This is a genomic window from Pseudoalteromonas sp. BZK2 (assembly GCF_014349195.1).
Classification (GTDB): domain Bacteria; phylum Pseudomonadota; class Gammaproteobacteria; order Enterobacterales; family Alteromonadaceae; genus Pseudoalteromonas; species Pseudoalteromonas simplex.
On sequence record NZ_JACSOG010000011.1, the window covers coordinates 42,873 to 55,009 of the forward strand.

9 protein-coding genes and 1 other RNA gene are annotated in these 12,137 nt (G+C 39.0%); 7 read left to right on the forward strand and 3 right to left on the reverse strand.

Features of this window, described 5'->3' with window-relative positions; genetic code table 11:
• Positions 1-199 precede the first annotated feature (199 nt).
• From BIZ38_RS08315 to BIZ38_RS08335, 5 genes are all read left to right on the forward strand, one after another.
• Positions 200-916, forward strand: coding sequence for an enoyl-CoA hydratase/isomerase family protein (locus BIZ38_RS08315; protein WP_187490094.1), 717 nt, complete (start codon positions 200-202; stop codon positions 914-916).
• 258 nt (positions 917-1,174) lie between these two features.
• Complete coding sequence (locus BIZ38_RS08320; protein ID WP_138617068.1) at positions 1,175-2,734, forward strand: T6SS phospholipase effector Tle1-like catalytic domain-containing protein; 1,560 nt, start codon at positions 1,175-1,177, stop codon at positions 2,732-2,734.
• Positions 2,735-2,784: 50 nt separating this feature from the next.
• Positions 2,785-3,189, forward strand: a complete 405-nt coding sequence (locus tag BIZ38_RS08325; RefSeq protein WP_138617066.1) for a hypothetical protein — start codon at positions 2,785-2,787, stop codon at positions 3,187-3,189.
• Positions 3,179-3,682, forward strand: a complete 504-nt coding sequence (locus BIZ38_RS08330) for a hypothetical protein (protein ID WP_138617064.1) — start codon at positions 3,179-3,181, stop codon at positions 3,680-3,682. Before BIZ38_RS08325 ends, BIZ38_RS08330 begins: the two co-directional genes overlap by 11 nt.
• A gap of 228 nt (positions 3,683-3,910) precedes the next feature.
• On the forward strand, positions 3,911-6,919 hold the full coding sequence (locus BIZ38_RS08335; protein WP_187490095.1) for a hypothetical protein: 3,009 nt from the start codon (positions 3,911-3,913) through the stop codon (positions 6,917-6,919).
• 98 nt (positions 6,920-7,017) lie between these two features.
• On the opposite strand, the gene ssrA is transcribed toward BIZ38_RS08335, so the two are convergent.
• Positions 7,018-7,376, reverse strand: a transfer-messenger RNA (tmRNA) gene (ssrA, locus tag BIZ38_RS08340).
• Between the two features lie 277 nt (positions 7,377-7,653).
• Here ssrA and BIZ38_RS08345 point away from each other — a divergent pair.
• Positions 7,654-9,279, forward strand: a complete 1,626-nt coding sequence (locus BIZ38_RS08345) for a FapA family protein (RefSeq protein WP_187490096.1) — start codon at positions 7,654-7,656, stop codon at positions 9,277-9,279.
• Here BIZ38_RS08345 and rnt read toward each other — a convergent pair.
• The gene (rnt, locus tag BIZ38_RS08350; RefSeq protein WP_138601594.1) at positions 9,263-9,943 is read right to left on the reverse strand and encodes a ribonuclease T; all 681 of its coding nucleotides are present in this window, start codon (positions 9,941-9,943) and stop codon (positions 9,263-9,265) included. The genes BIZ38_RS08345 and rnt overlap by 17 nt on opposite strands.
• Positions 9,944-10,159: 216 nt before the next feature.
• Between rnt and BIZ38_RS08355 the strand changes: the two genes are divergently transcribed.
• Positions 10,160-11,038 carry a flagellar protein MotY gene (locus tag BIZ38_RS08355; protein WP_054561850.1) on the forward strand — a complete coding sequence of 293 codons (879 nt, stop codon included), beginning with the start codon at positions 10,160-10,162 and terminating at the stop codon, positions 11,036-11,038.
• Positions 11,039-11,059: 21 nt separating this feature from the next.
• Here BIZ38_RS08355 and BIZ38_RS08360 read toward each other — a convergent pair whose 3' ends face one another.
• Positions 11,060-11,965 carry a DMT family transporter gene (locus tag BIZ38_RS08360; RefSeq protein WP_187490097.1) on the reverse strand — a complete coding sequence of 302 codons (906 nt, stop codon included), beginning with the start codon at positions 11,963-11,965 and terminating at the stop codon, positions 11,060-11,062.
• Positions 11,966-12,137 lie beyond the last annotated feature (172 nt).

The following is a 12,137-nucleotide window of genomic DNA, read 5'->3' on the forward strand; positions in this document are numbered from 1 at the left end:
CGCTTTAAATAGTGTGTTTGAGCTAACGCTATCATGACTCACCACTATTAGCGATATATTGGAAAATAGTTTCGACTAAAAGACCATATCGACAAAAGAGAAGTGCCCCTAAATTCACAACTGGTCAGACTTGTGGTTTATTTTGTTAAACCTATGGGTTATAACTATGCCCACAACACAATAAAATTAAAGGCACAGCATGACACTGATGAATGTAAGTACACAAGGATCTGTTGCTATCTTAACTATGACAACAGCTGAAAATCGCCATAATCCTGCTTTTGCAGAGGCTTTTTTAACTTGCCTTGACGAAATCGAACGTAATCCTGAACACAAAGCACTCGTGATCACTTCAAGCAGCGAAAAATCATGGAGCTTGGGGATAGATACCGATTGGCTAATGCCCGCATTAAAAGCACAAAAATTTGCAGAAGTAAGTGGCTTTATGCACTCAATGGATGCGGTATTTAAACGCCTATTACTCTTCCCAATGCCAGTAATCGCAGCGATAAATGGCCACGCGTTTGGTAATGGTGCCATTTTATCGTGCGCTTGCGATTTTAGGTTTATGCAAAGCGACCGTGGTTTCTTCTGCTTCCCAGAAGTGGATTTATCAATCCCGTTTTTACCGGGCATGCTCGCCTTTATTAAAAAAGCCATTCCATACTATCGTTTTAACGAGATGATGCTAACAGGCCGCCGCGTTACCGCAGGCGAACTTGCCACGGATCATGTTATTGAACAAGCTTGCCCAAACAGCGAAGCCTTGTTAAATACCGCCCTCGAATTTGCCAGCCAGTTCGATAAAAAACGCGCGATTTTCGCCGAGCACAAAAAGCGCCTACACAAACACATCATCGACACCATTGATATAGAAAACAAACCGATCATTGATGCCGTTCAGTTGGTTGTTTAATACCAAAGAAATTAGAAATCCACCTCCCCTTCAAAGTTTGGAGGGGTTTAACCAATACCTTCACCAGCTCTCAGCCTTATCTATAATGAAAGAATAAAAGTCTATTTTTCAAATGGTTGAATACATACAAAGAAGAATGGGAAATTTCAGAGTTGCAAACATTAACATTAAAACTACACTTGTAACCAACCTTTAAATACATAGCTATTCATGAAGTCTCGAAGCTGTTAGCTAGTTTCATTTACTCATGGAGGAGTTATGGCACTTCATATTTTCAACTTCGATGGCACAGGCAATGAGCCAGAAGACGCCCTGCAAATCGTCAAAAAAGGCAAAAAAGAAGACGATAATATTACCAATATTTTGAAGTTTCATTTCATGGCAGGTGGTAATCTTCATGATGATGAGAATAAAGGCCTATCAACACACAGTAAGGTCGAAAGCTGCTTTTATTACCAAGGTGTTGGAACCTATGGTAACTGGTGGTCTCGGTTAATTAATCAGGGGATATCTCCTGAAAAAAAAGACGTCGGAACAATTTTGATAAAAGCGATTAATGACTTTAATCGAGTTTATCAAAAAGGCGATCAAATTATTGTTACAGGTTTTTCAAGAGGGGCAGCCTTAGCCCGCCGTTTTTGCTCTAAAATTATTGAAAAATCCCCCTTATTAAATAAACAAACAGTACCTTTTGTTTATTTAGCAGTATTTGATACCGTGGCTAGCATTGGCTTGCCTAATTTAAGTAAAGCTGAACGCCCTGACTATGAAGTTGTTTTTGAAGATGGGCATACTATTTCAAAAATAATCAAACAAGCTACTCACCTCGTCAGCTTAGATGACAAACGTAAAGCATTTCAACCAACACTAATGAACTATGAAGAAAACCGAATCACTGAGTTATGGTTTGCAGGTGCCCATAGTGATGTCGGTGGAGGTTATTATCGTGATGGCTTATCAGATTTAACGCTTTCTTATCTGATCAATTGGATTGCATACCAAGTTAAAAAGTTTGACTTGCTAGATCCTGAATTAAAAATGCCTTCAGAGAAAGCGCTTCAAAAGGCGTTACCATTAAGGTTAAAAAACATGATTGGACTTGATGATCTCCAAAGAGAAGCAACTGCTCTCGGTAAAAATCATCAACAAGATCGCTGGCCAATTGTTGACTGGCTCACTCTTGAGGATCGCGTCTGTTGTGTAATAGATAAAGATAAGCTATCGAGTAAGCATAAACCTGTTATTCATAACTCAATTACCGAACGAATTGCATTCGACAAAGATTACCGCCCTAAGTCATTATTAAACGTCTCGCACAATGTATTCTTTGCCTTTAAAGACGAGCCAATAAATGGCTTCGGAGTTAAAAGTTATTGCAATAACCCAAGACCAGTATGGTTTGCATTGGAGGTTAATGAATCAATAGAAATAGAAGTTGATTCTGCAAAACTATTTAATCACTCAGGCATTTTAGTGGAAGCTGGTGAAGTCTATTTAATTACCACTGAAGCAGACGATGTTTGGAGCGATGGCAGCATTAAATGTAATGCCGATGGTTGGAATACCGAAACTGTCCAGCTTGGTTTCGTGGAGCTAACAATCAAGCTTGCTCGCAGGTTAAAGCGAGTTAAATCAGCTGACTGGTTTACTTTATGCTGCTCTGTTGGAAGAGATGATAACCAAGCAAAAGTAATAGGCTGTAATGGCGAGTTTAAAGCCAGAAAAGATGGCGAACTCACCTTTTTTGCTAACGACATTAAGTCAAGAATGGCCAATAACGTTGGTTTTATAACAGTGAAAGTTTTGAGAGTTAACTAATCACGATTTTTCAGACTCTTACTCCCTAGTTCAGCAAGAAGGTTGTCAATATGTTAATTAAACACAAAAGAATGGTTCTGCTCTTTTTCGTAACACCTCTCCTTTTTTCTTTCGATTCTTTTGCGAATGAAAATAACAAGGAGAGCAGTGCCTTGCTCGAAAAACTGATAAAAGAACAAGATTTTTATAAAGAATATAAAATTTTGATAATTCCAAAAGGGAAATTAAATAATGAAGCAATACTTTTGCCCGACCAAATTAAGTCTCTTGATTTTAAATCACTAACAAAGAACTCCAATATATGTGTTGGCTGCGACCCAGATAAGATGGTCGTCCCTAGCTTGCCTCCATTGATTCCGTCTCCATCGCCAACAATAAAGCCATTTAATATTAAAGACTTTTGTAAAAGATACCCTAAGTACAAGGCCTGTAAGGAGAACCAAAATGAAAACTAATTTATACTTAATCTTGTTTTTTCTAATGCTTTTCAACTCCAGCTTCTTAATGGCTTCTGAATCTGCAGATCCTTTCGAAAAGATTGCAGCCGCAGAGTTAGATTATCAGTATGAAACGCTTAAGAGTGAAACTGAAAACCTATCTATTAATGTCAGCTTAAAAAGAGAGTTATTACTTCACCAAAAAAAGTTAATGACCGTAACTGAAGAAGCTTATGAACTACAGTATTGGATGACTATAGGTATTTTTATTATTGTTACTCTTCTTGTACTTGGTGGTTTTTACCTTTCGTACTTGCAATTTAAATTAAAAACTCAACAACCAGAGAGTTCAAGTAATGCTACCTTCAAGATAGGTAAAACTGGCATTGAATTTAGCTCTTCAGTGATAGGTTTAATGATTTTATTTATGTCATTTTTATTCTTCTACTTATATGTAAATGATGTATACAAAATTCAGGTACAAGCAACCCCTATAGTTAGTGAACACTAGAATGCTCTGGATACAAAAACATCTAGATATGCCATAAAAAATATTAATCTTGAGTGACAAATTAAGCGAAAAATATATTAAACACTTTATTCAATGCTTATAAGATTTAAGAAAGTGTAAAGCAAATAATTGTTATACGATATTTTAAACTGATTTCTTATTTGTTGTACGTACTTTCAGTGCGTTAGATACGGAATATCTTTGGTAACAAATCAAGAGGAATTACATATGAAACTTTTATCTTCCCTCGACAGAATAGTCCCTGAAAGATTTTTAGCTCCTGTCCAAATAAATGAGTTAATCGATTACATATTCTCAGTTGTCTCTGAAACACAAGAAATTACCTCTAAATTAGAAGATATACGCAATTTGGTATCAAACTCTGAGAACATTTCAATTACTGAAAATGTAAAAAATAAGACCAAGCAATTACTAGCACTCATACCTGCAGAAGAAGCAGATAAGATCAGATCATCTGAAGTTTACAATAAAGCTATCAATGCGCTTGATTTATGGGAAGAGTTAAACTCACCTATCGGTGAACAGGTTCAAAGTTTAAATGAAGAAATCGAATTTTCAAAAGCACATAGTTCTACGATAAATTGGGTCGATATAGGTTTGAATGTCAATGCAACTGCTTCATTTTACCTTTCACTTTTACAAAAAGATAAACTAAAAAAATTACCTGGAGCACCCACCCCTGAAAAGTATTGTGTAGTCAATCATGATGCTCGTGCCGGATACAAAGTAGAGGCATCTGCATCGGGTAAGCTTAACTTAATAAAACTGGGTGTAGGCTTAGATAAAGTGGCCAGCATTGAATTTGACTCATATTACCAAGTTGAAGAATCTGTTCCTACACATAATGTTATTTGGAATATGCTGAGAACACAAGTTAGACCTTGGAACTTATCCAATGTAGACACAAAATTATCAAGAGTAACCTTATCTGGGGCAACTGAAGGCTACAAAGCTTTCTCAATTAAAGCAGCGTCTGGATTGGTATTGTCAGGTGAGTTAGGTATTGGAAAGTCCCTTGCTACTTCGACAGATATAGATGGAAAGCTCATTAATATACAGGCAACTACTGGGGTTACTATGACTCGAAGTCAAGAACTCAGAGGTGACTTAGAATTTATTGTTTACCGCAATACCCAACAAAAATTAGAAATCCTATTAACAATACTTGAAGAAAACCAACATCAAAACTCCTTTAAAGCTGCAATTGATGCTGAAATAAAAGGGATGGATGCATTGGCGAGACAATATGTAGATATTTTACTCGGCAAAGGCAATGAATTAGTAAAGTATTTGGAAGAGAATAGCAACTTAGGACAAAGCCTACTTGATAGAATCACAGGACAAGTCAGTGAAGATAAGTGGTATAAGCCAATTGCAAAACTCCTATTTGGACAAGAAGACATAGATACCGTTACTAAAAGCCTTATTGATACTCAATTAAAAGCTGAAGTCGATAAAAAAATAATCTCTACTCAAGTTGATGCAAATGAATTAGCTCAAAAAATCATTTTGCAACTTTTAGGAATATTTGATTTAGATGAAGCAATTACTACAACTGATAAAGGCAAAGAACTCGCAGAAAAAGCTGAGGATTACCTTTCTATAAAAATTAAAGAAATACAAAAAAAATTATCGCAAAACGCAGAAAAATTCGAAAAAATGGTAAAAACTGCTACCAAAGAAAAGCTTAGCCCCCTAGCAGTATTTGGAGAAGAAGTAGCGAACTCTTTAAATTCATTTGACCAGAATGCACAAAATAATTTTGACCGTGTCATTACCAAATATCAGCAGTTTAAAAATAATATCCTTTCTAAGCTTGAAAAAGCTGCAAATATCAAGCTTGGATTGAGTCTTGAATCAAATAAAGCTCAGTTTTCTTCTGAGCTTCATAAATTGAAAATAATCATAAACACACTAACTCCTCAGGTCGAAGAAATGTATTGCTGTATGGCTGTAGGTGATTCGAAAAAGGCTTCTGTTTTAATAGAAACACTCTCAAAAGAGAAAGTTATCGAGGTCATAGCACTAACAACTAGATTAGAAACTATTTTGAACAGTAATACACGATTAGGTCTAAGCATAATAGGCTATGATCTAAATAAAATTAAAGATGTAAACTCTGATCTGGTAATTGACGTAGACACTAACGGTAATCTGTACGTAAAACATGAATACAGGGTTAAAGCTACCGCCAGCGGTTTAAGCGAGTGTAGAGAGGCTAATCTAAGTATTTTGTTGGGAGTAGCACAAGCTACCCAAGACCCTAATTTTAGCGGTGCTATTGGGCTTGAGTATGCGAATGTAGATAACAAACTTCATGATGTATCGGAACTAAGAGACTTCTTCGCTTCATTAGATTTATCTAATAACCCAAGGGCTAGAAACCTACCTATTAATATTCCAACTATTGTATCGAAAAGTGCAATTTCATCGGCGGTGGAAAAATATACTTTAAAATTGAATGGGCCGTACACGCAAAGCAAAATCTCAATGTCGATGCAATCCGGAAAAGAAGTATTTCGTCAATTTGAGACGTTAAGCGGACGAAAGCTGTTTCAAAAGGCTGTAGTTTACCTAGCTTACTTAATAAAAACGAATAAGATTGTATACAACGGTATATTAAATATATTGATGCTTTACCCTCAAGTTGATGAGCGTTTTGGTGACTTTAATAACCTATTTAATCATTTATTTGAAGGTGAGGATGGAACAGCTATCAATATAAAACAAATAAAAACCGAACTAAGTAAATTGAATGATTATAAATTTTATTTAGCGGATATAAGAGATGTAGGTTATGGGGCACATAAATTTGAATCATGGCTTGGCATCCAACGCCAACTTGAAAAGATAGGCGCAGCTGCGATGGCCTTAAAAAGGTTTCCTGCCACACTTTCAAAAATAAGGGAATCAATAAATTTATTTGAAGCTAGTTCAGCCCAAGAAAACGCAATAAAAGATTTGAATGATAGGTTATTATTTCTCTCTAACACACTGGAAAAAGACTTAGATTATTGGATTGATGTAAACGGGATATTAAAAAATGCATTTGATGACTTTTGGTCAAAATTAGGCTGGGGCACCGCAGGGATCAATACCCGGTTACTGTTGTTATTTCTACTTTTAGAAGATGCCATTGAACTAGAAACACCACTGTTTTTAACATTAATTACATTATCTAATGAATCTGGGGAACGAGTAGTAATAAGAGTATGAGTCTTTGAAATTGTCATAACTCTTCTACGTATTAGCTGGTTTCAGAACAGAACATACGCAATAAAAAAGGCTGCTCTGAGAGCAGCCTTTTTCATATTTGGTGGAGCTGGGGGGATTTGAACCCCCGTCCGAAAAGCCTCGACCTTTGGTACTACATGCTTAGTATCGTCTTTTAGTTAACCTTATACAGCTCGGACGAACACGATCTGCAAAGGCGAGGCCGCTTAGTTTTAGCCCTTCAACCCCGGCCAGGGTTTCCGTAGCGAGTCCGTGTAGGGTGACACTTCAGAACCGGGTCCACAGACATACACCGGAGAAGTGCTAGCGGGCTATTATGCCGCTAGAGCGTAGTTATCGTCGTTTGCGATTACTTTAAATTGCGGCTTTTTTACGAGGCCAACCGCACCTCGACATGCACCTCGGGCGTCTTGAATTCCGTCGAATCCTAATCAGCCCCTGAATTTGGTATCTCATTCAGAGTGTTCGTGCAGTATAACTGAGTAGCCTGTTCAGACTCAAGGCATTAATCGGGAAATTTTTGCTAAGTGCCTTTGACTGCTGAAATTTCAAGCAGGAAAAATCAGTTTTATACATATTTTCACATTTTAATCATACAAATCCTTAACATAGTACAAAAGTTGTGCTGAAATAAGAAACGTTGTTACCCTTCTCCAAAAATAACCTGTAACAACACATAACTATAATAACAGGCAGTTTTTTACAGGGCTTTTCAGATGTCGATGTTTTCATTCGATGAACAAAGTGGCTATGTCTCTTTGTGTGAGCATCCTAGGGATGCGGGTTTTCCTACTACGAGTTCTCAATTAATTGAATTACTTGAGCAGTCGCCTTATGCCAACTACGAATATATTGATGCCAATATAGGTAAGCTGTTCATACCTAGCAGCCAATATCAAAACCAATCTTTAGTGGTTGCTAAAGCCGTTGATGCTCACCTTGAAGTAAAAGTCGATGCTAAAAACATGGTGGTTGAAGCAAGCTTAACAACAGCCCGTGGCGGTAAAATTGTTAGCATGGATATGGCGCAAGAGGTGCTTGCAGAGGCGGGAGTGATTAAAGGCATTAGTTTACGTGCCCTTGATACTTTTTTAGGCCAACAATTTAAGCAACCACCCGGCGCCCATTACAGCGCAATTGTTGCCCATGGCAGAATGCCTAAAGAAGGCACTGATGCTAAATTCGTGCGCTTATGCTCAACAGCACAAGACCGCGTTCTTAGCCCGCAAGCGACCTCTGGCGGTAAAGTCGACATGCGTAATTTAGGTGCCATTATTACCGTTAAACCCGGCACGCCATTAATGCAACGAGTGCCTGCAACACCTGGTGAAGATGGCTTTACGGTGTTTGGTGATGTGATGCCAGCTAAGTCCGGTAAAGACTTACCTCTTGAGCCATTTGAAGGAACGCGTATCGATCCAAACAATAGCAATATGTTAATTGCCGATGCTAAAGGCGTGCCTGTTGCCCTACCCCGCGGTATGCGCGTGGATGATGTATTGTGCTTTCATCATGTTGATGTTAGTACGGGCCATGTCGAATTTGATGGTAGTGTCATTATCAGTGGTGATGTAAAAGATGGAATGCGCGTCAAAGCAACGGGTGATATCACTGTATTAGGCTTTGTTGAATCAGCCACAATTGAAAGTAAAAGTGAAGTCACCGTGATGCTTGGTGCTGTTGGCAGAAAGCGTGAAAACGTTGAAAACTTTACCTGTAACATCACGGCTTCGCGCACTATCTCTGTTGGTTATGCTCAGTACTGCCATATAAAAACAGAGCATGATTTATTCATTGAACGTCAGGCTTTGCATTGTGATTTAAGCGCTCGTCGCCTTATTCGCGTTGGCAAAGCCAATAATCCGCGAGGCAAAATTATTGGTGGCAATATTTTAGATGCGATGCGAATTGAAACCGGCGAGCTTGGTGCGCCGTCAGGCACTAAAACACGGGTTTTCATTGCTCAGTACTGGCATGATTTACGCCAAAAGCAGCAGCAAATTAATGACTTTGAAAAGTTATTAGCGACCAAAGCAGCTGCCTTACAGCAAGCACGCAAAAAGGCCAATAAAATACCCGACCCAGCTCAACGGGCGCATTATATTAAAAAGATCACTGCCAGCGAGCAGCAGATTAAAATTAAAACAGCCAACACAAAGAAAAAGAAACACTTAGTGAAAATTAAGATTGCGCGCTTATTAGCAACAAGTCGCTTAAAAGTAAATGAATTAATGCATCCAGGGGTGGAGCTTAAGATAGCGCAAGAGAGTAAACAGTTTTCACGTATTTACCCTCCTAACATGGTGCGTTTTTTTGAAGGTAAGATCACTCAGTCGTTTTAACGGCTGAGTCTTGCTCCTCTTCTGTCGCTTCAGTTTCAGGCAATGGCCAACCGCCGAGTTGTTGCCAGCGATTAACGATTAAACAAAACAGTTCTGCTGTGCGTTCGGTATCATAAAGTGCTGAGTGAGCTTGTTTATTATCAAACTCAATCCCTGCCGCCCTACACGCTTTAGCTAATACTGTTTGCCCTAGTGCAAGGCCTGCCAATGATGTGGTATCAAAGCTAACAAATGGATGAAATGGCGTGCGCTTAATTTTACAACGCTCAATGGCGGCATTTAAAAAGCCGTGATCAAACGCTGCATTGTGTGCTACTACCACTGAACGCTGACAACCCGCTGCTTTTTGTGCCTTGCGCACAACCTTACAGATTTCTTTAATCGCTTCTTCTTCAGGCACTGCACCACGCAGCGCAGAAAAAGGATCAATACCATTAAACTCAATGGCCGCTTGTTCAATATTCGCGCCTTCAAATGGCTCAACATGAAAATGCACCGTATGATCAATACTTAACACGCCGTCGTCATCCATTTTAAGTACAGATGCAGCAATTTCTAATAACGCATCGGTCTCTTTGTTAAAACCTGCGGTTTCAACATCAATCACAACAGGAAAAAAGCCACGAAAGCGTTTTGCGAAAAGAGTTTGTTCAGTATTTTCCATAGTCTTCTTGGTTTGCCAGTGTAAGCTGGCTATTATGTCAAAAACCACGGCTACTCTGCTAGAGTAAATAGTGTGAAATCGCAGATTCTTACTGAGTTTTTAGGCACATTACTTGCTTTATATTAATCAGCTAGCCCTGTGTTTAGTATGCTGAAGCAATTAAACACAAAAATTGCCAATTATTTGGCATTGATGATTTGTTGGAGAATTACCGTGATGAAGCTTTCATTACTTCCTTTAAGCCTAGGCCTATTAACCTCAGTTGCAAGTATAAATGCGCATGCAGCCATGCGTGAGTATACCGCTAATGCTGATATGTCGAACTGGCAAATGGTTAAAACTTCTCGCTTAGAATGCCAATTAAATCATGAAGTTCCTTACTATGGTGAAGCAATTTTCAGCACCACTGCCAGTAAAAATAAAGACGTAAACTTTAACCTTGATATGGTCGTACGCCCAGACAACTACAGTATTGCTGGTCTAAAAGCCGTACCACCTAGTTGGCGTGCAGGTATGCCTGCTCGCGACTTAGCAAACATGAAGCTATTACGTAAGTTTGACGGCGAGCTTGGTAACAAAACTGCTTGGGAAATGCTCACCGAACTAGAAAAAGGTTACCAACCGACATTTTATTACCAAGACTGGCAAAACAGTGCCGATAAAATTGCCGTTGGTTTATCGAGTGTCAACTTTAAGCAAGCCTATTGGGCGTTTTTACAGTGCCGAGATGCAATGCTGCCATACAGCTTTGAAGATATTTCGTTCACAGTGATGAACTATGAGCCTAATACCAGCAAACTGACTAAATCATCACAAAAACGCTTAGATAAAATTGGCGAATACTTAAAGTACGACACCAACATCGAATCTATTTCAATATCTTCTTACACCGATAGCTACGGTGGTCGCTGGAATAACCTCGAATTATCAAAAAAACGTGCTAAAGCGATTAAAGATTACATTGTTAGCTTAGGGGTTGATGAAAGCAAAGTAGATACCGATGGTTACGGTGAAAAGCGCCATGTTGCCAGTAATGACAACATTTTGGACAGAAACAAAAACCGTCGTTTAGTCATTCAAATTGCAAAAATGTAGCCGCCGAAGCGGCTACTAGCTTTAACTCATTTCTATTGACTTCACACGCTTAAAGCGCTTAAGCCACTTATCGCCAAACTGAAAAAACGCGAGACTAATCATAATGATGGTCGCGCCAACAATCAGAGCTTGGTCAATGGGCTCATCATTAAGCAAACCACCAATCGCAATTGCAAAACTTGGTGTGATCAGGGTTGTTAATGCGACCGTGCTGGCGTTCAACTTTTGCAATACATGAAAATACGCCAGCGCACCAATTAATGAACCAAACACGCCTAAGTAAACAATTGAGTACAGTGATTTTGCACTCCACATCTGGCTATTAAGTTGGCCATCTACCAGCAACCAAGTAATAAAAAACAGTGGGGTTACAAAAACCAACGCACCAAATGTGGTGGCCATTGGATGAATAGCAATTCTTACCCGTTTGATCATCACACCGCTCAAACTAAAAAAACACACTGCCATAAATACATATAACAGGCCACTAAGCTGCTCTACTCCCCCTTGAATATGGCGCTGGCTTACTAAAAATAAACCAATTAAGGCACAGCCAAGGGCGCCAAGCTTAATGGCGCTAAACTTAGGTTCGTTCAAGATCTTTTGCGCAAGTAAGCCCGATAAAATTGGCGCAAGGCCAAACACTAATGATATTAAGCCAGAAGGCACTGTTTTAGCGGCCATGTAGCTTAATAACATGCCGCCAAAAATACCTATGCTTGAATAGCCATAAAGGAATAAAGCACGGCGATGCCAAGGCACTCGGATATTGGCAACAGCAACGACAAACGAAGCCAACACCAGCCCCACCAGCATGCGTAAAAACACAGCCAGGGTTGGTGCTACCGTTTCACTACTCCAAACAATACCCAGTGGTGTTGTTGACCAAATCACCACCATTAAAAAATATGAGGCTTTAACAGGCACTAGCTTATTCCTTTAAAAAGGCGAAAAAAGCGGAAGAAAATTTAAAAGGGAAATAACCAACCGCTTAGAACGCGGTTAGTAAAACTTACTTAATTAACCGCAGCAAATAACAGACCATGCGACTGATGAGGTCAGGCGCATACAATTGTTTGTTGGTCGTTGGTTTAGCTGC

Excerpts from the sequence above, each read along its gene's own strand:
- BIZ38_RS08315 (WP_187490094.1), top strand. The coding sequence starts at position 200 with ATGACACTGATGAATGTAAGTACACAAGGATCTGTTGCTATCTTAACT.
- BIZ38_RS08320 (WP_138617068.1), top strand. The coding sequence starts at position 1,175 with ATGGCACTTCATATTTTCAACTTCGATGGCACAGGCAATGAGCCAGAA.
- BIZ38_RS08325 (WP_138617066.1), top strand. The coding sequence starts at position 2,785 with ATGTTAATTAAACACAAAAGAATGGTTCTGCTCTTTTTCGTAACACCT.
- BIZ38_RS08330 (WP_138617064.1), top strand. The coding sequence starts at position 3,179 with ATGAAAACTAATTTATACTTAATCTTGTTTTTTCTAATGCTTTTCAAC.
- BIZ38_RS08335 (WP_187490095.1), top strand. The coding sequence starts at position 3,911 with ATGAAACTTTTATCTTCCCTCGACAGAATAGTCCCTGAAAGATTTTTA.
- BIZ38_RS08345 (WP_187490096.1), top strand. The coding sequence starts at position 7,654 with ATGTCGATGTTTTCATTCGATGAACAAAGTGGCTATGTCTCTTTGTGT.
- rnt (WP_138601594.1), bottom strand. The coding sequence starts at position 9,943 with ATGGAAAATACTGAACAAACTCTTTTCGCAAAACGCTTTCGTGGCTTT.
- BIZ38_RS08355 (WP_054561850.1), top strand. The coding sequence starts at position 10,160 with ATGAAGCTTTCATTACTTCCTTTAAGCCTAGGCCTATTAACCTCAGTT.